Source organism: Phaeodactylibacter xiamenensis, from assembly GCF_000759025.1.
Classification (GTDB): Bacteria; Bacteroidota; Bacteroidia; order Chitinophagales; family Saprospiraceae; genus Phaeodactylibacter; species Phaeodactylibacter xiamenensis.
In genome coordinates this window covers 104,902-126,354 of sequence record NZ_JPOS01000081.1, presented here as the reverse complement: position 1 = coordinate 126,354, position 21,453 = coordinate 104,902, and the positions used below count along the sequence as shown (strand labels likewise).

The window sequence follows — 21,453 nt, the reverse complement described above, 5'->3', positions numbered from 1 at the left end:
CCTCCCATTGGGTGGCAATTTCCAAAATTGCATGTTTGACTTTGGTGGTTGTCGCAGGCTGCTCTGAATTGGGCTCAATTGTCTAATTTCCCCGTTGCAGGAAGTACTGCACGCCTATTGATGCCCCTACCTGGAACCCACGGTCAGGCATTTGCTCATCAAATGGACCTGACCTGTCACTGGTCCCCTCCATATTCGCCCAAAGATGATGGCTCAAATCCAGCCCAATATCAAAAGCTAGATTAGGCGTCAGAAACCAATTGGTGCCTAAGCGGCCACTCACAAGAGCAACTGATGAATTCCTTTCAGAAACCGATGACTCGAAGTTTGACCCGGCAAAGAGGAAGCCCACCTGACCATACCAACGCCAGTGGTTTTGCTCCTTACTGAGGTAGTGCCGGAGGTAAGGGGCGATGGATAGCTCGGTAATCGTTGCTGGGTTAAATTCTCTTAAACTGCCAGTAACAGTTAGAAAAGAGGCGTTGAGGTTTACACCTATCAAGGTTTGCTCACTAAGGAACAATCCAAGATCAGGATTGAACATCATCTCTAGGAAACTGCCTCCTCTATAAGAGCCGGAACCAAAACTGGGATTAATCAATAAGTCGCCTTTGTTAAAAGCAGAGGCTGCAGACTTCCATTCGGCTCTGTCTGCTTTGTTTATAAAAGGCTGTAGCCCTATAGACAGCAATAGGGTATGTTCCTCCTCGGGTTGTACCGAATAAACAAGATTGGCATCAAAGGCGACCTGCTCGTTTATAAACCGGTTCAACCCCAACTGGAACTCATAGGTGGAGTAATCGCCCCCTTCGGAATTAAAGCTGTATCTGAATCCACCGTAGTAATTGTTTTTTTCCGAGCCCGGATTGAAATAATACCGCACCTCCGGCGCAGCAAAGTAAACGGCACCACTGCCACCGATTCCAACTACCCCCAGGCTTGTACCCAGCAGCCAATGGTCTGTGAGCATCCATCCAATTCTGGTCCCTAGTTCATAAGTCAGCCCGCTATATTCTTCTTCGGCTGCAGATAAGTATTCCAATCCGGCTGCCCCTCTTAAGGTAAGCGCGCCTTTTTCAATTTGTGCCTGTAGCAATGCGTGAGAAGCCAGACTGAGCAAAGAGAGGAGTAATAATTTTTTCATTTGGTAAAATTTTATAGCATTAGAGATGGTTTGCGCGCTCTATAAATATTCCGGTATTTTTACGGAGATGCACTCTTCTCAACACAAGATAGTAAATTTCAAATCAACTTGCAATGTTGTCGCGAAAAAGAAGTATGAAATGGGCAGACTGGGACTGCATCCTACTCTTTTGGTGCAACTACTTCCTTCGCAAAATTCCATGCCACTCCAAAAATGCGCGACACAAGCCCGAATAGGTTACAAAAGCCCCTTGCAGGCTACCCTCCCAAAGAATGGTCTGTTTTTTTACCACCATTCCAATCAGGATGAATATTTTTAGGAGCACACTCATCAAAACCAACCGGAATATGCGGATCCCATCTTTTTCTTACTTACGCTTTTTTGGGGCCGGACTTGCCCTGAGCCTGCTCAGCAGTTGCGGGGCTGATCAAGCGGCCGGCAACAGCGACGACTATACCATTACAGTTTCCAATCCGGAAACCACCACTTTTAAAGATGCAGGCTTTGAGGCCGCTATCCCGGAAAACAGCAAGCCGGGATGGGCACTCTACGACGCCGGGGCTGAAGCCTGGCTGCCCGCACAACAGGATGATCTGGATGGTGATGGTACGCCGGAAACTTTATTCTTCCTGACCGACCTCAAGGGCAAATCTTCCCGTAGCCTCTCCTATCAGCCAGCCCCAGACTCCTTTGAGGCCTCCCAGCGTTCGCAAATCGTCTTCAAGGTACAGGACCGCCCCTTTGCCCCGGAGACGGCCCGGGAAATGCTCGCGGATTATACCCAACGGGAAGCCCTGACCGTACCCGGTGATCTCACCCCCCAAAACATGTGGGTCATGTTTGAAGGACCCGTTTGGGAGAACGACCTGGTGGCTTACCGCTTTTATATGGACGATCGCTTCCGCACCGATATTTACGGCAAGAAAGTCCGGGACATGGTCATGGATACGGTGGGCTGGGACTACCACGACCTGAAGGACTGGGGCTCTGACATTCTCAAAGTGGGCAACTCTCTGGGTATTGGCAGCCCCGCCATCTGGTACCGGGAAAAAGCCTATGCCCTTTCTAAAACGGCAAAAAAAGATATTGATATTATAGCCAACGGCCCTTTGCGTAGCATACTGCGGGTAAACTTTGAGGGGCTGGAGGTGGACACTTTCCGGCTGGACCTCACGGTGGATTTTGAAATACAGGCCGGCCATCAGTGGACGGAGGTGCGGATGCAATCTAAAACACCCCTGCCGGACGGGATGAAGTTTGCCACCGGCATCGTCAAGCATACCGACCAAATTAATGCCAAGCGGTATGATGGCGTACAGACCTACTACAACTGGGACAATCAGTCCTACCACGGGCAGCAGCTCGGCTTCGCACTAATGGCTAAGGAATCCCAGGAACCCGTACTCTACGATAGCGAACTCGACCACCTAATGATCCTTAATGCCAGCAACGAAGCCGCAACCTATCGTTTTATGGCGGTTTGGGAAGAAGACCCCATGCAAATACGCGGCATCCGGGAATTCCGGGAACACCTGGAGCAGGAAGCAGCACAGTGGGGGACAGCCTTCCGGATGGAAAGCAATAAATAGTGCCTTGAAAACAGCTAAACCGATTCAAATTATGCCAACCGAAATCAACCGAAGACATTTTCTGACCATGCTCAGCAGCCTTTCCGCAGGTACCGCCGTGGCGGGCAGCACCCTTTGGAGCCCTATTCTAAAAGGTGAAAAACTCAAAATTGCCCTCGTGGGCACCGGCATCCGCGGCATCACCTTCTGGGGGCGGAGGCTGGTGGAAAAATATTCCGACATCCTTGAATTTGTGGGGCTTTGCGATATCAACCCGGGCCGGCTGGAGTTTGCCCTGAAGGAAATGCAGGTGAGCTGCCCGACCTACGCCAATTTCGAAAAGATGGTGCAGGAAAGGAAGCCCGACCTGGTGATTGTCACCACCAAAGACTCCAACCACCACGAGTTTATCATTAAGGGGCTCGATATGGGCTGTGATGTGCTAACGGAAAAGCCCATGACTACCGATGAGTTCAAATGCCAGGAGATCATTGATGCCGAGCGCCGGTCCAACAAGAACCTGATCGTTGGCTTCAACTACCGCTGGAGCCCGTACATGACCAAGATCAAGGAACTCCTGATGGAGGAAAAGATCGGCAAGGTCACCTCGGTGGACTTCAACTGGTACCTGAACACCTACCACGGGGCGTCCTACTTCCGGCGCTGGCACGGGCTGCGGCAGGCAGGTGGTACGCTATGGGTGCACAAAGCCACCCACCATTTTGATTTGCTTAACTGGTGGCTCGATTCCGACCCTGAGGAAGTCTTTGCCTACGGCGACCTGGAGCACTACGGAAGCAACGGGCCCTTCCGGGGCAACAATTGCCGCGATTGCGCCCACAAAGACAAATGCGCATTCCACTGGGATATCACCAAAAACGAGTTCCTGACCAACCTCTACACCAAAAACGAGCACCACGACGGGTACATCCGGGACAACTGCCTGTTCCGGGAGGAGATCAACATTTACGATAAAATGTCGGCACAGATCAAATACGCCAACAACGTCTTCGTGAACTACTCCCTGACCACCTACTCCCCCTTCGAAGGCTGGCGCATTGCCTTCAACGGCACCGACGGCCGCCTGGAAGCCTGGCAGGACATCCCCTACGTGGAAGAACAGGATGTGAGTCAGGCAGAGCTGCACGCACAGGAAATGAATCAGAATGCCGGCGAAATCAACTACAAGCCCCTCATCGCGCACAACCTGTGGAATGACTACGAGCGTATCATGGTCGGCTACGAACGTGGCGGCCACGGCGGTGGCGACAAGCGCCTGCACGATAAAATCTTTGTCCACCCGGAAAAAGAAGACCCCTACGAAAGAGCCGCAGGCGTACGCGATGGCGCCATGTCCGTACTCATTGGCGTGGCCGCCCGCAACAGCATTGAATCCGACCGCCCGGTACGGATCGCCGAGCTAACGGACCTGCAGCCGCGGGCAAAGCGGATTTAAAACTTTTTTTGAGCTACAATAACAGCGGGCATCCGAAGGCTTTCGGATGCCCGTTTTGGGTTTGTTTAATAAACGAAGCCCCCTACTCCACCCAAACCGTCACACCACCCGGCTCCAACTGCCGCCCGCCCAACAGCACTTTCGCACCATCCGGCACCGGCGCTTCCACGGCCTTCGAACTGTAGTTGACGGCGATGTAAACCCCATCCCGCCATTCGGTGAAGACGTAAGGGGGTAGATTGAGGATTTTAGCACCAGCCTTACCATAGACTGCCCGCAACACCTCGTATTCCAGCTCCCAGTTGTCCGACCATACGCCGGTGTAGGTCACGCTGCCTGCGCCCAGATCGCGGGAAACAACCGCCGGTGCGCCTTTGTAGTACTCGCTATCGTGACTAGCCAGTACCGTTGTGCCTTCCATCGGAGTCAGTACATCGCCCCAGATGTGCCAGGGGTAGGTCTCGCCATCCATGCTCACCTGTGCGGGGTATTTGGCTGGGAGGTGGTCGTAGTATTCCACCCGGGCACCGATCAAATCCCAGATGGGCTCCTGCAGCAGGGCTTCCCAAATATGGCTGTTGTGGTCTTTCGTACCGGTGCGCACGCTCAGGATCAGTTGGCCGCCTGCCCTTGCATAGTCTTCCCAGATGTTTACCTGCGACGGATCAATCATGTGCGCGGCGGGGACCACCCAAAAAGGATATTCCTCAGGGTCAACCGCTTCGCCGGGGCTAACGAAGGTAACCGGAGCGCCCAGCCGCTTTAGGTTTTGGTAGTAGGTATAGTGGTGGGCCCAGCTGTCCCAGTCGCTGTGGTGGGGCTGATTGCCCAGGCTCCAGAGGTTGTCCTGTTCCCAGTAAAAGGCGGTTTTGCAGGCTTTAAGCGCGGCAGGCATAGTCGCATCGGCTTTCAGGTCGCCGCTTTTCGTAAGCTGTTGCAATTCTTCAATAAACTGTACGTACTCTTTCCCGCCGCGGGCTACCGTCACCCCATCGGTTTCCATGACGCCTTTGTGGGTTTGTTCTCCGCCAAAGAGGGGCTGCCGGAACCGGTAGGTGCATACAAATTCATCGCCCAGCCCAAAGGCGTGCCAGCCCCACATACGCACCGCCCCGGGCAGCGGCTGCGGATTGATGACGCCCCAGTTGATTTGGCCGGGTTGCAACTCCATGATGCCGGTGTAGCCGTTGACCGACGCCGCAAATTCCTGGGAAAAAGCCAGCTCCAGCCCACTCCCCAACCGATGGGCAAGGGGACCGCCCTCATCGCTCAAATATCCGCTTGTCAGGTACATGGTGTGGGCAGCAAAATCAAAGTCCTCCTGATTCAGGGAGGGATCGACAGAAGGCAGGAATTTGAAATAAGCGTAGTTCGTGGTCACCCACTGCCGCTTGTCCACCAACCTTTTGAGCAGATCGGCCTGAAACCTCAGGGCTTCGGCCAGTTCCTCTGCATTGAAGCGCTGAAAATCAAGCAGCGCATGAGGATTCGCGCCCTGTGGCGCCCGGTTCTTATTGGGAATTTCGATTTGTCCAAAATGGTTGTAGGATTGGCTGCAAAAGACAGCGCCCCATGCAGTATTAAGGCTATCGATGCTGCCGTACTTCTCTCTGAGCCAATCCTGAAAAGCCCGCTCGTGCCCTTCGGAATAATCATACAATACGCCATAGTGCGGCTCATTGTCCACCTGCCAGCCCCAGATGCGCTCGTCCTTTCCGTAGCGTTCTGCCAGCTTGCGCACGATGCGCTCCGTGTAGTAGCGGTAAGTGGGATGGTTGTAGGATACGTGCAGGCGGCTCCCGCGGTGCTGCGTCAGACCCTGATCGTTGACCGTCAGGATTTCCGGGTGCTTTTCGGTGAGTCAGGCGGGGGGCATTGGCGTGGGGGTGCACATGATGACTTTTAGCCCGTGCTTGTCCGCAAGCCCTACCGCTTTGTCCAGCCATTCAAAGTCAAACTGCCCTTCCTCCGGTTCCATCATCGCCCAGGCGAATTCTCCGAAGTGGGTAAACTGAAAGCCCAGTTCCGCCATTTTATCCAGGTCACGGTCCCACTGTGCTTCGGGCCAGTGCTCCGGGTAGTAGTAGGCCCCCACGGGCATGGGATGCCCAAAATCATAGGGCTGTGCCGATAGCAGGCTGTAGCCAAAAATCAAACACCATGCAAGGAATAACTTTTTCATGGACCTTAGTCGTTTTTCTCGTTCAGTAATTCGTAAACGGGCTGTCCGTCCCGGAAAAACACCCAGTAGCCTTCGGTGCCGTCTTCCACGTCCATTACACCGTCTTTGACGCGAAGGTAGGGGCTTTCATACACAGCGCCCCCTGCCCAGTTCTCAAAATCCAAAGGCGTGCCATCAATGCGCCCGTAGGCTTTCAGGCGGTCAGGGCGGTAGGTCATTTCCAGCTTTTCGCCTAGTGTGGATTGGTAAGTGAGGGTCTTGTTCTTTTTGAGCCCCTGAGTTTCCAAATCAGCAGTTTTCAGGCTCGCCAGCACGGCGTTCAAATCCGGATGGCCGGCTCCTTCCAGCACCTCCAAAGCGTACCCGGACTGCTGCCCCGTGACGACCAGGACGATGTACTGTTCCAGTACGCTTCACCAGGTTTTGTCCTCCACCTTGGCAATGGCTTCAGCAGAGGCGTCAATCATAAAGTAATCAGTACCTATGGGCCAGACCGCCACCCAGGTATTCGGGGCTTTCCAAATCAGCTGCCGGTCGGTTTCCTTGACCAGCTCCACTTGTTTGGGGATGAGCAGCCAGGAGGCAGCGCTGTATTTCTTTTGCTCCCAAAAGGCTTCCAATTCATCTTCAGCGGGTGGGCTTACCGGTTGTAAGGGCTCCGTGGCGTACTTCCAGCGGTTGGCCAGCTCAAACTCACGGGCCTGTGCGCTATCGGGCAGATGCCAGGGGTTGATCCGCTTATCAGAAATATTAAATTCCGGATGCTGTTTTTCATCCAATTCGGATGGAGCGGACAGGAGAAGGAGGGTGTTTTTGCTGTGCAGGGTCTGCGTGTACGGGCTGTGCCCGGAGGTCGTCAACCGCAGCGGCTGACCACCGGTAAAGCCCAGCGGGTCGTCCTCCCCTTCCACCATGAGGGACCAGACCATCTGCTGATTGGGGTTGTCGACGATGCTCATGTACACATTGCCCAACCCGAAGGTGTTCGACCGGTAGAAGGACTCCTGAAAACCATTTTTACGGTCCATGTGGTAGAACGGGCGGGGCATTCGGGCCTCGTAGGGCAATGCTACTTCTCCTCGTGCAATCTTCGAAATAATGGTATTGGGCCAGTAGCGCGTTGTGGCCTGATGCACGGTGGTCACCGCTTCCGACATATCGCGGCTGACGTCATCAAAATAGCCCCAGAACAGCTTTTCCATTTTGTCGGGCTCGCCTTTCGGCAAATAGCCACGCTTCATCCCACCAGCGATATGCCCGTCTACCAGCTTCAGGGCAGTGGTGGCGAAGTAGTAGTCGAGGGTGAATTTCGCCAATGCCCGGTCCTCCGGCTTTTTGGCAAAATCGTAAAGGTTCATATACCCTTCGATGGAATAGGGGTAATAAATCTGGGAGTCGTACTCTCCGTTACCGGTTTGCAACATGCGTTCGGCGTATTCGGTGAGAAAAGCCCGCACCCTCGTCTCTGCTTCCGGCAAATCGTAACCGGAAATTTTGGCCCCTTCGGGCATCCATTGGCTGTACACCAGGCAGGATGTGCGCCACATGGTTTTGTGGTTTTCCGTCCCTCCTTCAATGGTATTGCCGCCGAGCAAAGTCCCCTCCTCTCCTACCAAATCATGGGGATGGCTCATCGGTGCATACTCCCGGTTGCCATCGGAAGGACGGCGTGTTTCCTCATAGTCCGCTACTGCATCATGGAATCGGGCTTTCCAGTCCTCCCCCATTTCGTCAGCCAGGTACGGATAGAACCGCGCCCAGTTGTTGCAGGCAAAGTGGTACTGCTGCCGGAGATTGCCGGGAATGCTTAGAAATCCGCGGGCAAGTGCATCACCAGGATGGAGCAGCAGCTGCGCCGTAGCCGATTGTAATTCGTATTTCAGGGGGTCGCCACCGAAGGCAGAAATTTCACCCTCTTCATTGCGTGCCTTTGGGCCGAAGTAGCCGGTATCTCCCTGCTGATAGGCCCTGCCGGTATAAGGCGAGTAAATCGTTTCGCCCTTTACCGCCCAGGTTTTTAGCGGCAGCCCGGTGTCCGGGCATTTGGAGTTGGCCAGGCTGCGTTTGGCAAAGCCTTCGGCAGCGATCCGGGGCAGCATAGGGGCCATGCGCATTTGCAGCCCGGGCTCATCGGGGTAGCTGTCTACGGACCAAACGGCGGACTGTGCAGGCAGTAGGCTGCCCACTGCAATTAGCAGGCATAAGCTGAGTAGGATTGATTTCGTCATAATTGTTTAAGGCGTCTTCTGAGCTTCTAAAAATCGTTCGATGAGATAGGCGTAGGGGTAATTTGGATTGTGGCTCGCTTCGGTCAATTGATTCCGGACATCCGCCGGCAGTTTCCGGTCTTCCCAGAAAGACAAATAGGCCTTTAGCTGATTTTGGGTCATCAAATGATACTGGGGCAACAGCCGCGCCCATTTGCCCGGTGGTCCGCATAACACGGGGACTGCCCAGCCCAATGTGAGAACAGCTAAAGCAGCGGCCAGCCATAAACAGGTTGTCTATATTTCTGGAGTACAAACTCCGGTAGGGAATGTAGTACCGGTCGGTCCGGTAAAAAAGAGCTTCGGATAGAAAATCCGGCTTCTCTTCGTCCCTCAGGTTACGCTGATAATGGACGTCTACGGCCCGGTCTTCCATTACCACGGAGTCTGGGAAGGGGGTATTATTGACCACATCCTGAAAAGTGAAAATATGATCGCCCAGCAACCGGCGGGATTCCCGTTTCCCCAGCAGATAGGACACCCAGGTCAGCTGATAGTGGCTGTTTTCCGGGAGTGCCTTGGCATTGGCAAAGGAACCGTAAATGGCTTTCAGCAGGTGATCGCGGATTTCTTCTCCATCTTCGATTTGGTGCAAGTCATTGCGGGAGAATTCCCAGTACCACTCCCCGGCTGTAGCCTTGTGTTCCCGTGCAACGGCAACAGCCCAGGGCTGTTGGGGGAAGTCGGTCGCCTCCTCTCCCTGATGGGTTTGCCAGAGTATGGAAGAGCCCATGACAAAATTGTCAGCTTCTTCCGGGCTCCACAGTTCGCCCCACTCGTCCCATTCTTCACCGTATTTGTTGACGCTTTCCCGTCCGTAGGAATACTCCGCCCCCGCCCAGTAGCCAATCCAGCCATCGCCCGTGGCATCGACAAATAAGGGGGCACCGAATCGCATTCTTTCATTCGTTGCAGTATGCCGGGCGTCCACGTACTGAATGGTGCTGTCTTCGGATACGGCATCATAGGCACGCCAGTTGAGAAAGAGGTCGATATTTTTATAGGCTTTGACGTTTTTGTCCCGCTTCTCCTGATCTTTTTTGGCTTCCGCAGAGCCATTCGGGTAGTGCTCGGTATCCAGCAGGCGAAGTATGCGTTCGAATTTTCCGTAAATCCCGAGGGTGTGCACCCGGATTTCGCTGCTGGCATTTCCACCCAACACGGGGCGATCGTGAATCAGGGCAACTTTTAAACCTTGCTCGGCTGCGCCAATGGCAGCCGCACAACCCGCAATGCCCCCACCGGTTACCACCAGGTCATAGGATTTCTCCCTTTCCGGAGCCAAAGGTTCCTGATGCATTTGGCGGCGCCATTCGGCTAGCTTTTTGCCGTAGTCGGGCGGCGGCACCTCTCCCTGGCTCAGGAATATGGCATCGCAGCGACCGTTGAAGCCGGTCAGGTCGACCAGCTCAAGGTTGGCAGTCCCGGCTTGAAGTTTGGCTTTGCCAGCGTACGCCCAGCCCCAGCCGGGGTTTCTCCCCAGTGTGTCAGGCAGAGCCTCGCCGTTTACTTTTAGAAGGAATTGACCGGGTGGTGCCCAATTGCCAGGCGCCCAATTTTTGGTACCTGCCCAGACATTATAAGTCCCTGCTTTATCGATTTTAACTGCAGTTTTTGCCGGGTCCACCGGCTGCCCCATGCCGTGCGCCATCAGGTAGGGTGAACCCATTTGCTGCACGAACTGGGGGTCGACCACCCAGCCACCGGGGTACAGAAAGCTTTCGGCTTCCAGCAGAATGCCTTCCTGTGCGGTGCTCTGAAACACGCTGCTACATAACAACAATGCAAATATCCAGTATTGGCAAACGTTTTTCATCACTCGGTTTTTAGCTTCGTAATCCTTTCAGCGTCTGCTCATCCACCTCCCGCAGCAGCCCCTGATCACTTGGGCCTACGTTGAGCGGCAGGTTGGCTTTCATCTTTTGGGCCACGCTCAGGTAGTGCAGGATTTTCTCCTTTTCCAGGACGGATTTGTCCCAATCGTGCCAGAACCAGTTGCCGGAAGGGAATTTTTTGTCGCCTTTGGTAGACATCGTGGTCTCAATCTGAAGCGGCAGGTAACGGTCTTTGCCCAGCCAGTTCCAGACTTTCTGGTCATCCGCCACTTCGGTGTACTTCTCGCCGCTGCGGATATCAACCGGATGCAGGGGCACACCGGGATAAGCGGTGGTGGAATTATTCATGACCAGGCAATCCGGCTGCAGGCTTTTGATGAACTGATAGACATGGTCCATCTGCCAGCGGTAGGCACCTTCCATGCGCCAGGCCTCAATGAATTTTTGATTGCGGGCGGCGTTGAAGGCTTCCTTTTCGGCCTCGCCTTCCAGTTCCTTATTTTTCTTTGACCAGCCGGTCTGCTGTTTTTTCCAAAAGCCGTCAAACCACATTTCCACGATGGGCCCGTAGCCGGTCAGTAGTTCTTCCAACTGCCGCTTCATGAAGTCGATGTAGGCCCACTCGTCTGTATCGTGGCTCTTTTCGTGCCGGTCCCAAAGGGAGTAGTAAAAGCCGACCTTCAGCCCGTGTTTTTCGGCGGAATTGACAACTTCTGCCACCAGGTCGCCTTTCCAGGGCGTTGCGCTGACGGAATACTTTGTTTGCTTCGTGGGCCAAAGACAGAAGCCATCGTGGTGCTTGGTGATGAGCACGACGTATTTCATGCCCGCTGCCTTAGCCGTGGCACACCACTGATCGGTATCCAGCTTGGTGGGATTGAACTTCACCTGGTCCAGGGTGCCGTCGCTCCACTCCGTGTCGTAGTAGGTATTGATGCCGAAGTGGATGAATAGCCCGAAGCCCATGTCCATCCAAGCCTGCTGTGCGGCGGTGGGTTGTACTTCCGGATCAGCGGTTGAAAAGGGCAAAGTGCTGTTCGATTGCCCATGCATCCAGGCGGGAAGCGCCATCGCTCCCAATCCGGAGGCGGCTATTTTTTCCAGGAATGATCTTCTTTCCATTGCTTCGTTTTGAAAGGTTAGGTGGTTACTGCAAAGCTTTTTTGAGCAGCAGCAACGCTACAGGCCCATCGCTTTGACCAATCAGCAAGCCTGTTTTGCCCTGATACTGCAAAGGAGCCAGTGCTTTGACATCGCCGGGCAGGAAAATGCCGCTTTCGGATATAGACTGTGACTCAAAATGCCCCTGCCCGTCCCCCAGCATCAGCAAACCGTTGCCGGCATCGGCGCGAGCGGTCCGGTACTCAAAGCCGTACAGGTTGCCTGCTATGATTATGTCCATCGAACCATCCCCATTGTAATCGTCTATAGCCATATCCATTATCGGGCTCACCTGTGCGGGGCGGGGCAAAGGGCGGGCTTCAAACTGCCCGTTGCCTTTGTTTTCGAGGTAAAGGCTGGCAAAGGTTTGGGCTTCTGCTTTTTGGGCTTTCGCCAATGCCGGGGCCGTGAAGATGTCCTGCACCGTGGCACGGGCGTAGTCGGTATAGGATGGATAGGCTTTTTTCACGCTGACCAGCTGATCCTGCATCACGCTCCGCCCGTAGAGGGGGTATTCTTTACCTTCGTAATAGTAGGTTGGAACCATGTCCAAGGTGCCATTCTCATCAAAATCAGCAGCGTAGATGGCAAAGGGGGCTTCAGGCGTGGCTTTGAAGCGGTGGTTGAGCCCGAGGTTGCCCAAGACATAGTCGGTATCGCCATCCCCATCAAAGTCGGCACCATCCAAACTAAAGTACCAGCCGCTGATATTCTCCAGCCCGGTGGAAGCGATCACCTCTTTGAAAGCACCATCGGATTGGCTGAAAAAACGGGGCGTCATCCAGGCTCCGACTACGATGAGATCAGGTTGCTCATCGCCGTTGAAGTCGGTCCACAGGGCATCGGTCACCATGCCGGTCAATCCTTCCGGAGCGAGTTGTGGGGTAACATCTGTAAAGCGCCCCTGACCATCGTTTTGCAGGAGGTAGCTCTGAGTGCCGGTTGGATAGGCACCGGGCGTTTGCCGTCCACCTACAAATAAATCGACATCGCCATCGCCATCGTAGTCCGCAGCGGCGACCGGGCCATTGCTGCTGCGAAGATCAGGTAGTGCATCAGCAGCGCGCGTGAATGCGCCCTCTCCGTCATTCAGGTATAACCGGTCCTGATAGTATTTGGAGCCGATCTCGTATTCATTGCCACCGGAGGCAACGTAGAGGTCCATATCCTGATCCCCGTCTGCGTCAAAAAAGGCAGCGCCACCGTCCTCGTGCAGGCGCTCGTCGAGCCAGGGGTTGCGTACCTGCTGGAAAGTACCATCTGGTTTTTGCAGATGGAGAGAAGCGGGCAGCCCCTTGGCACCGCCCAGGAAATAGTCGTGCAGCCCATCGCCATTGACATCAGTAACGGCGAGGTTGGGCCCAAGGGCGGACATTTTGTGGGGCAGGAGAAATTCCCGTTTGAAGTCGTTGAAATCGTTTTCGGTGTGTTTTTGGTTGAGGTCGGGTCCGGGTTCAAAAGCTGTAGCCGGTGGTGCGGGAGCTGGAGATGCGGTTCCTGCTGATTTTTGATCGATTTGCAGGGTTTGATTGGGTTGTACATTTTCTAAAATGATGACTTTCCCATCGGCCCATTCCACCTCTACCCTTACCGGGGCATCAGCGGGCAACCCAAAGTGCAATACCGGCTCCACGGAAGACTGATACCCGCAGATGGGATACTGCTGCTGCAATTGCGTGGCCTCACCGGAAGTAACCCGGACTTTGGCGCCCCAGCCAAATTTATTCCTGCCCTGCCCCTGCAGTTCAATGCGCAGGAAGGGGCCTTCGGTCTTTTGGTTTTCGAAGACAAAAGCGGGGGCGTCGATGTTGTTGACGACAAGATCAAGATCGCCGTCCTGATCGAGGTCGACATAAGCGGCCCCGGTAGAGAAGGAAGGGGTGTTTGCGCCCCACTGCTCCCGGACATCTGTAAATTGCAAATCGCCCTCGTTTCGGTAGAAGAAGTTGCCCACTTTTTCGGAAGGCATGGTCTGCAGCATTTCCACGAAGCGGTCTTCCGGGAGTTGCCCGTTGGCACCGATGTATTTGGCGAAGCGCTTGTCGATATTGTTGATGAAATCCAGATTGAGGACATCCTTGCGCAGCCCGTTGGTGATGTAGAGGTCGGTCAGACCATCGTTATTGAAATCGGCTGCCAGCGGTGCCCAGCTCCAGTCGGTCTGAGCGATGCCCGCCAGCTGCGCCTGATTGCTGAAAGTGGCATTGCCATTGTTGATATTCAGGCTGTTGAACATGTACTGGTAGTGATAGCCCTTGTCCACGAAGTCCCAGAACTTTTCGTAGCTCAGCCCGGCGAGGTTGGCGTGGCGGCGGTAGTGGTCCTCAGCAGTCATATCCACCACCATGATATCTAGCAGTTGGTCGTTATTCAAATCGGTATTCGTATTGCCCATGCCGAAGTAGGAAGTCTGACGGGCAGCAGTCTTTATACTTTCCCGGAAAGTGCCATCGCCCTGATTCCAGTACAGGTAATCGTGCTCAAAGAAGTCATTGGACACGTAAATATCGTCCCAGCCATCCTGATTCAGGTCACCGATGCCAACACCCAGCCCATAACTGTATGCCTGCTCCAAAATACCGGCTTCTTTGGTGACGTTGGTAAAGCGGTCGCCGTCGTTGCGGTAAAGCTTATCGCCCGAGTACTGATCAGGGGCATTGGAAACCTTGCCCTGTGGGTCGCGCCCGTAAAAGTTGATGCCGTGGTTGGCGAGGTACATATCGAGATCACCATCCTTATCGTAATCAAAGAAGTTGGCCTGCACGGAGTAGCCCGGGTCGTTCAGCCCAAACAGGGCAGCCCGCTCCTTGAAGGTACCGTCCCCCTTGTTGATGTAGAGTAGGTTCATGCGATTGGCCAGCTGTAGGTTGCCCGATCGGCAGAGGTAAATATCTAGGTGGTCGTCTCCGTTGACATCCACCATGCTAAGGCCGGTATTCCAGGTGGCTTTGGCAGGCAGGTCGAGCCCGGCGTTTTTGGCTTCGCGGAATTTCAGCTCTCCCTGATTGAGGTAAAGGCGGGGCGCTCCGGTATTGGAAGAAAAGCACACATCCGGCAGCCCGTCCCCGTTCACATCGCCGATGGCAACGCCACCCCCGTTGTAGAAGTACTGATAGCGCATGATGTTGCGGTAGGCATCTTCCGGCAGGTTGTTAGCGAAGTCGATGCCGGTTTGGTCTGAGGTCAGGGAGACGAATTCGGTAGTGTCGTCGGTAGCAGCTTGCTCTCCGGCCTCTGAAGGCTCAGCGTTTTCACATCCGGAAAGCAGGAGCAGGGTAATGAGGAAGCCCAAACCACCAGACAAACAGGATTTCATGAGTGAAAGGGATTGGTTTTTGCGTGCTGAGGTTCCCGCCTTTAGGGGGGCAGGGGGCGTGCGGAGGCTGAAAAAATCAATCTTTATTGAAAAATGTCTGGTGTTATTGAGAAAGCCTTCTAAGGCGCGGAGGTTGGCGGTGGAGAACATAGGCAATGGTTTTTATTTGGTGGCTCTAAATAATAAGGAGGAAGTTCTTATGAAAATCCTTCAAGAATAAGGCTCGTACGCCGAGACAGTCAAGTCTACCCAGAATAGCCGTGGGTGGAATACGTTAGTGCGAAATTGCAGTACACATTCCGTACCAGCGCGGTTGCGAACCATATTCAGGTCAGCGCGTGCACCACCGTTGTCGCCTGAATCCGCACGCAGGAACGCACGGAGCAACACGATATCTGCGAGGCGGAGTACAGGCAGGTTAGTCTCACGGTCGCCCGCTCTGTAATACTTATCATTCCAGACATAGTCACGGGTAGTTGAGAACTGACCACGAGGATCTTCACCCGCTGGAACCCTTATGAACAACTGCTGATACCGTAAATCATTGGCGGCATCTGCACTTTCTGTACCATCAGGGTTTTGCCAGCCTGCGGCTTCCAGGAAGGCATCACTGCAAACTATAAATCTACCACCGTTGTCCTCCAATCCAGTTGTACGCTCACGGTTTGCATTGTACCAGGCGAAGCGGCGCGGGTGCTTCCAGTTACTGGAGCCACCAAGGCCATCACCCAGATTAACTACCTCGGGGTCATAGCCTTCGTATCCGGTAATAGTGAACAGGTTGTTAACTGTAAATCCAAGGCGAATGTTCTGCATACGCAAAGAATCTGCTACACCACGTGGCAGGTTGTAGAAAAAGGACAGCGCTCGCATACGGATAAAGTCCCCTTTCTGTAAGTACTTATCATGCGCATGACCGGAACGTTGTGGATCAAAACGTACGTTTTCTTCAATCGTTCCATCTTCGTTAATCACATCGTAGCGCTGATTCCAGCTTAGTGCCGGGAACTCAGCATCATCACCGGGATTCTGCCAGTAGTTACCTACAATTTCTTCGCGGTAAGGCTTAGCACTATTCACATAGACGGAGTTCTCCCGGGCTACATCATAAATGTAGTTGCCACCGGAGAAGCTGATCAAAGCGCTCAAACTGAAATTCTTGTAGGTGAAGCTGTTGTTAAAACCACCAAAGAAGGTCGGCAAACTACCTCTATCGGTATTATCAAATAAGTGAGTAGAAAGATTGGCACGGGTGGCAGGGATTAAGTTGCCAGTTGCTACACGCTCACCTGTTTCTGCAAATAACTCCAGGTCCATTTCCTCAATCAGCTCATAGCCTCCTTCGGGATGTATACCAGCATAACGGGCTAAACGGAAAAATCCGACCTGATCGCCCTCGCGGGTAACTAGACCGTTGTTGTTAACATTAACTATCTCTGCATCTTCCCCGGCCAGGCGGGTCACCTGATTTTCATTCGTAGCGAAGTTGATGCCCATTCTCCACTGGAAATTACCGCGGTCAATATTTACGGTGTTCAGCTCCACTTCCCAGCCTCGGTTTTGCATATCACCTACGTTGTCCCATATAGTAGGATTACTATTGAAAATACCGGATGATTGAGGGATTGGAACCTGGAAGAGCATATCACGTACGTCCTGCACGTAGTAACTTACCGTACCGCTTATCCGCCCTTCGAAGAGCTCAAAGTCAGCGCCTACATCATAAGCATCTGTGGTTTCCCAAGTTACGGCTGTATTAGCGATTGTGCTGAGCAGGTCACCCGCACCAGTATCACCGTAACGGCCCCATTGTGCATAAGTTGTAGCGGTAGCTTGCGGATTAATGGCAGAGTTGCCCGTCTGACCAAAGCTACCGCGGAACTTCAGGAAGTTGATGACTTCATTATTAACCAGGAAGGGCTCGTCAGAGACCACCCAGCCTGCAGAAAGGGCCAGGAAGTTACCCCAGCGGAAGTCTTCCGTAAAGATGGAGGAGCCGTCGTAGCGATAGCTTGCCCCAATCATATAGCGATCCATGAACTTATAGTTCAGCCGGCCAAAGTAGCCACGGAAGTACTGTTCTCCGCCGAAGCCTGCAGTAACACGCTGTACATCGCCTGGCTGATTCAACTCCTGCTGCGTTCCGAAAAGCTGCTGCGCCTCGATATTACGGCGGCGCTACCCTTCTGAAGTAGATTCCGTACCAGCCGTAAGGTTGATAGCGTGTAGGCGACCGAATTGACGATCATAACTTATAGTTGATTCGCTGGAACGTCTGAGCATTGTCAAATCCATACTTACTATCCTCGCGGATGACTGTATTGGCCCATTCGATGTTACTAGCATGTAGAAAATCTGCTGCCAGTTCTGACCGGATAGACAACCCCTGAACAAATGGGATATTGTATTGCAGGTTCACACCGGCAATAGCACGATAAGTATCTTGATCATTGATGTAGTTTGCCCGGTCAAGGTTAGCCAGTACATTACGTCCGGAAAGCGGATCAAACAAGATCGGGTTACCGTTACGACCCGTTACTGTCGGATGGAATAAAGGAAGAATTGGAATAATTCCAGTATTAGCAAAGTTATAACCTCCATTGCCGACGTTGGCATTTCCACCCGGAGCACCACCGTTTGCTGCCCGTTCCCGATTTACATAGCTGAGCTGTAGACGGGTGCCTATGCTGAGGTTTTCTAGGGGCTTGAAATCAAAGTTGGAACGCAATGACATCCGCTCCATCAAATCTCCTACCAATATACTTTCATCTCTACGGTAGTTACCAGAAATATAGTAATTCAGATTTTCGGTAGCCCGTGAAGAAGAAAGGTTTATATCTGTTGAAGAACCCTGCCGAAGCACTTCGTCAAAGTAGTTGACATCGGCGAGCTGATCACGCGTTAGAACGGCATTAGGATCACGGCCTGAAACCAGAACTTCGTTTGGATCGAATTCGGCAAGACCTGCATTCAAACGGGATTCATCAGCTAGCGCCAGCCAGGTAGGACCATCCACGAAACCTATTTCATTGGGTCCGCGTACCACGTCAGAAATACCGTAGTTCACATTCAGGTCTAGTGTCCCTTTTCCACCCTTACCCGATTTGGTCGTAACGATGATTACGCCGTTTGCACCACGAGAACCGTAAACCGCTGTCGCAGCTGCATCCTTAAGGACTTCAACAGACTCAATATCGTTAGGGTTAATTGTAGCAAGGGGGTTCAGTCCTACTGCACCACCAGCGTTCCGACCGAAGCCACCGATTTCGCCACCACCCTGACCACTTAGGATCATACCATCGATAATCCACAAGGGTTCCGTACCTGAAAACAGGGAGTTGGTACCCCGAATCAGTACACGGGTAGGCGCACCTGGCACACCAGAGCTACCGGTTACCTGAACACCGGCTGCAAGTCCTTGTAAGGATTGGTCCATGGAAGTCGCACTGAAAGCGGTAAGCTCTTTGCCTTCAATAGAGGATACCGCACCAAGCATGTCCCGCTTGACCTGCGTACCATAACCCACCACAACCACCTCATCCAATACGGAAGCGCTTGTCTTGAGGGTTACACTGACATTGGTTTACCCATTCAGGGGCATTTCTTTTTTCTGGTAACCAATGTAGGTGAATACTAAGGTGGCATTATCGTCGGCAACGGTAAGCTGGAAGGCGCCATCCACATCTGTGATGGTACCATTGGTCGGATTGCCTTTTTCAAGGACGTTTACGCCGATAAGGGGCTCACCGGCATCGTCGGTGACCACACCTTGTACTTTCACGTCATCTTCAGGAATAAATTTGGAGAGGGATTCCGCCCCGGGGTTGGCCCCGGGAGCAGCGTCCCCTCTAGCGTGTACTGCTCCTGCACTGAAGACTAGCATCAGGCATAGCAATGGGAGTGTAAAGCTTTTCATAAGCTAGACAGTTAGGTTAATGAATTAAGTTTCAACACGTAATATGATTGCGGTCAGCTTGACCGAATCTTTTCCAATATTGTGGCTAATGTTTTTTGTGAAGGTGACTTTGCCTGGAAATGTCGCTGCATGCTCAGTATTGCGCTCCTGGCATCCTCAACAACATCTGCAACATCTCCAAATTGCCGGAGATGGGTTTGATGATAGGTTGCGACTGAGGAACGGCTTTCCAAAACAGTCCTGACGAACTGGTCGTCATTCAGCAACTGTTCAGCAGTCAGCGGTGTGGAATGCTTTTTGGTCATGTTACCTTTCGTTCTGATAGAACCGGATAATTTGTGATAACTCGACCAAAGGTTCTTGAAAGCAAAGCAACTGTAATCAAAATAAAGTTGCTTTTTCCCGGCAAAAAGGGGAATTATTAAGGAAAAACCCTTTTTTAAACCGCCATGACTACACTTTTATACTGCACTTTTGGGTCTGTGAACAAGTCCGCCCTCAGGCGCTTCATTCCACGGGAAGCATAGTTGCGGGCTACCTGATAGGAGATTTTCATGATATCGGAAATCTCGTAGTAATCGAAGCCTTCGAAGAAGCGGAGGCAAAGCACCTCTTTTTGACGCGGAGGCAGATCATCAATAGCCCGGCGTACATGCGCCTGTAGCGGTTGCCCCTCGCAACCCATCGAGGGCGTCGGCACCTCTTCGCTCAGCGGCTGCATAGCCTGATACCGCTTTTGGTGTTCCTCGTGGTTGCGGTCCGTGCTCAGGCTTTTCCGGATATGATTGCGCAGCGCTACAAACAAATAACTCCGGATATTTTTGACCTCGATCAGGTCTTTGTCTCTCTGGTACAATTTGCAGAAGATTTCCTGAATGGCATCTTCCACCAATGCTTTGTCTATGGTGAGATTGGAACCATAGATGTACAAACGATCGGCAAAAGCCATATATAAATTCTCGAAGGCCTGATCATTGCCATTCAAATAGGCTTGCCAGTTTTTTTGATGGACGTTGGACGGGTTCTGGTTTTCCATAATTCGGTATTGGTCTTGAACTATCGAATTTGGTTTCACACGATCGGGTATTAGCCGAATGATGACGTAAATCTAGCAATCTGCTTTTACTTATGCAAGCGCTTGTACAACTTTTTATTTGTTGAAAAATCTTTGAACAATTATAACTTTGGTTTTTCGGTCGATAAATCCAATAAAATAAGATATAAATCATCGTTTCTACTTTTGCAGTGCGCACTGGCGCAAGCGCTTGATAAATTATCAACAAAATTGCTCTATTTTTGCAAATCCATAGTTTACCGTTAAAAAAGAAAGGTATTTTTTAACCGAGGCCTCGCCGGAATTATGATTGGGCATCCCTGATTTCGGCGAAGCAGCTTCACGCTCAAATCAGCAGCCCGATGAAAAAGAAAACCAGGGTAAATATTTATGATGTCGCAGAAGAGGCCGGTTTTTCTATCTCTACTGTGTCCCGCGCCCTGAACGACGATGCCCGTATCAGTGCCAAAACAAAAGTCAAGGTAAAAGCTGCAGCCAGGAGGCTTGGCTTTCAGAAAAATGCGATTGCAACCAGTTTGTCGACCAATCAGTCCAAAGTGATTGGCGTTCTGGTTTCGGAACTGAACCGCGGCTTTCTTTCCTCTCTCGTACACACCCTTGAGGATACGGCTTTTGCCATGGGGTACTCGGTGATCATTTGCCAGACCAATAACTCCCATGAACGGGAGAAAACCTATATGGATACCCTCATCGCAAGCCGGGTCGCCGGCATTATCGCCACGCTCTCCCTCGAAACCGACTCCTATGAGCACTTTGAAAAAGCCAAGGAGCAAGGCATCAAAGTGGTGCTGGTAGACCGGGTTTCACCAAAAATTAAATCGACGACCAAGATTGTCATCGATGACTACCAAACGGCCTTCGAAGGCACACAGCACATTATCGGGCAGGGGTATGACAAAATAGCCTACGTCTCAGGCCCAACCAAGCAATTGCTCTACGCCGATCGCCTGAGGGGTTTTGAACAAGCACTGAAAGTCGCTGGCCTCCCGCTGAACCCCGAATGGATAGAATACTCTGATGACCTCTCTTATGAAGAAGGGACCCGGATCGCCAAAAAAATCCTTAGCCGTAAGGACAAGCCCAATGCAATATTCACGGCCAACAACCTGGCTGCGATTAGCACGATCGCCTATGCGCGTCAGATCGGCATCAGGGTGCCCGAAGATCTCGGGGTGATCGGTTTCTCAGAGGAGCCTTTTTCTGCCTTTATGCAGCCCTCCGTAACTTCTATACGGCAACCCAGTACGGAAATGGGAAAACTGGCGGTGCAAAAACTAGTCGAAGAAATCAATGCCGACCCCGGTGAAAGCTACATCCACCAGAAAATAATCCTGGACACCGAACTCATCCCCCGGGAATCCACCAACCGCCTGTGCAAAAGATAATTGCGCTGCTTGCCAAATGCTGCCATGCAAGCGCTTGTAGATTCATTAAATAAAATCAATTAATTTTGCGGAACCATACTTACAGAAGCACGTTCAAAGAATCGTTGAACTAAAGGCCGCCCGGAATTCATGGTTTTGACCAATTGGG

The 21,453-nt window shown here is 52.5% G+C and carries 16 protein-coding genes and 1 pseudogene; 4 read left to right on the top strand and 13 right to left on the bottom strand.

From position 1 onward, the window contains the following. Positions 1-82: 82 nt before the first annotated feature. Positions 83-1,144, bottom strand: coding sequence for a hypothetical protein (locus tag IX84_RS21815; RefSeq protein WP_044225816.1), 1,062 nt, complete (start codon positions 1,142-1,144; stop codon positions 83-85). Positions 1,145-1,491: 347 nt separating this feature from the next. Between IX84_RS21815 and IX84_RS21805 the strand changes: the two genes are divergently transcribed. Both IX84_RS21805 and IX84_RS21800 read left to right on the top strand, forming a co-directional pair. Further along, complete coding sequence (locus tag IX84_RS21805) at positions 1,492-2,733, top strand: DUF4861 family protein (protein WP_160213874.1); 1,242 nt, start codon at positions 1,492-1,494, stop codon at positions 2,731-2,733. 31 nt (positions 2,734-2,764) lie between these two features. Beyond that, a complete protein-coding gene (locus IX84_RS21800; protein WP_044225808.1) occupies positions 2,765-4,168 on the top strand; it encodes a Gfo/Idh/MocA family oxidoreductase in 1,404 nt (467 codons plus the stop codon). Between the two features lie 82 nt (positions 4,169-4,250). On the opposite strand, the gene IX84_RS34195 is transcribed toward IX84_RS21800, so the two are convergent. The 7 genes and pseudogenes from IX84_RS34195 to IX84_RS21770 form a co-directional block, all read right to left on the bottom strand. Next, positions 4,251-5,063 (bottom strand): beta-galactosidase trimerization domain-containing protein, encoded by an 813-nt coding sequence (locus IX84_RS34195; RefSeq protein ID WP_238578320.1) that lies wholly within the window; start codon positions 5,061-5,063, stop codon positions 4,251-4,253. 45 nt (positions 5,064-5,108) lie between these two features. Further along, positions 5,109-6,269, bottom strand: a pseudogene (locus tag IX84_RS34190) (beta-galactosidase); the annotation flags it as partial. Between the two features lie 86 nt (positions 6,270-6,355). Then, positions 6,356-6,706 (bottom strand): hypothetical protein, encoded by a 351-nt coding sequence (locus tag IX84_RS21790; protein WP_044225806.1) that lies wholly within the window; start codon positions 6,704-6,706, stop codon positions 6,356-6,358. Positions 6,707-6,763: 57 nt separating this feature from the next. Next, complete coding sequence (locus IX84_RS21785) at positions 6,764-8,578, bottom strand: hypothetical protein (RefSeq protein WP_152605188.1); 1,815 nt, start codon at positions 8,576-8,578, stop codon at positions 6,764-6,766. Continuing rightward, positions 8,478-10,433, bottom strand: coding sequence for an FAD-dependent oxidoreductase (locus IX84_RS21780; protein WP_081968882.1), 1,956 nt, complete (start codon positions 10,431-10,433; stop codon positions 8,478-8,480). The genes IX84_RS21785 and IX84_RS21780 overlap by 101 nt, the downstream gene beginning before the upstream one ends. A gap of 10 nt (positions 10,434-10,443) precedes the next feature. After that, complete coding sequence (locus IX84_RS31350) at positions 10,444-11,574, bottom strand: alpha-L-fucosidase (RefSeq protein ID WP_052516287.1); 1,131 nt, start codon at positions 11,572-11,574, stop codon at positions 10,444-10,446. A 25-nt stretch (positions 11,575-11,599) separates the two neighbouring features. After that, positions 11,600-14,929 (bottom strand): VCBS repeat-containing protein, encoded by a 3,330-nt coding sequence (locus tag IX84_RS21770; RefSeq protein WP_052516286.1) that lies wholly within the window; start codon positions 14,927-14,929, stop codon positions 11,600-11,602. On the opposite strand from IX84_RS21770, the gene IX84_RS33585 reads away from it, so the two are divergent. Beyond that, positions 14,928-15,149 carry a hypothetical protein gene (locus tag IX84_RS33585; protein ID WP_044225802.1) on the top strand — a complete coding sequence of 74 codons (222 nt, stop codon included), beginning with the start codon at positions 14,928-14,930 and terminating at the stop codon, positions 15,147-15,149. The two genes, IX84_RS21770 and IX84_RS33585, sit on opposite strands and share 2 nt — an antisense overlap. Here IX84_RS33585 and IX84_RS33870 read toward each other — a convergent pair. The 5 genes from IX84_RS33870 to IX84_RS21740 form a co-directional block, all read right to left on the bottom strand. Beyond that, positions 15,140-17,059 (bottom strand): TonB-dependent receptor domain-containing protein, encoded by a 1,920-nt coding sequence (locus IX84_RS33870; protein ID WP_044225799.1) that lies wholly within the window; start codon positions 17,057-17,059, stop codon positions 15,140-15,142. The two genes, IX84_RS33585 and IX84_RS33870, sit on opposite strands and share 10 nt — an antisense overlap. Positions 17,060-17,174: 115 nt before the next feature. Next, complete coding sequence (locus tag IX84_RS21755; protein ID WP_238578319.1) at positions 17,175-18,464, bottom strand: TonB-dependent receptor plug domain-containing protein; 1,290 nt, start codon at positions 18,462-18,464, stop codon at positions 17,175-17,177. Between the two features lie 48 nt (positions 18,465-18,512). Next, positions 18,513-18,845 (bottom strand): carboxypeptidase-like regulatory domain-containing protein, encoded by a 333-nt coding sequence (locus IX84_RS21750; protein WP_081968880.1) that lies wholly within the window; start codon positions 18,843-18,845, stop codon positions 18,513-18,515. Between the two features lie 53 nt (positions 18,846-18,898). Next, positions 18,899-19,150, bottom strand: a complete 252-nt coding sequence (locus IX84_RS21745; RefSeq protein WP_044225790.1) for a hypothetical protein — start codon at positions 19,148-19,150, stop codon at positions 18,899-18,901. Between the two features lie 134 nt (positions 19,151-19,284). Then, entirely contained in the window at positions 19,285-19,881 is a 597-nt protein-coding gene (locus IX84_RS21740) for an RNA polymerase sigma factor (protein ID WP_044225786.1), read from the bottom strand. 380 nt (positions 19,882-20,261) lie between these two features. Between IX84_RS21740 and IX84_RS21735 the strand changes: the two genes are divergently transcribed. Continuing rightward, the gene (locus IX84_RS21735; RefSeq protein ID WP_044225784.1) at positions 20,262-21,305 is read left to right on the top strand and encodes a LacI family DNA-binding transcriptional regulator; all 1,044 of its coding nucleotides are present in this window, start codon (positions 20,262-20,264) and stop codon (positions 21,303-21,305) included. The last annotated feature ends 148 nt before the right edge of the window (positions 21,306-21,453 follow it).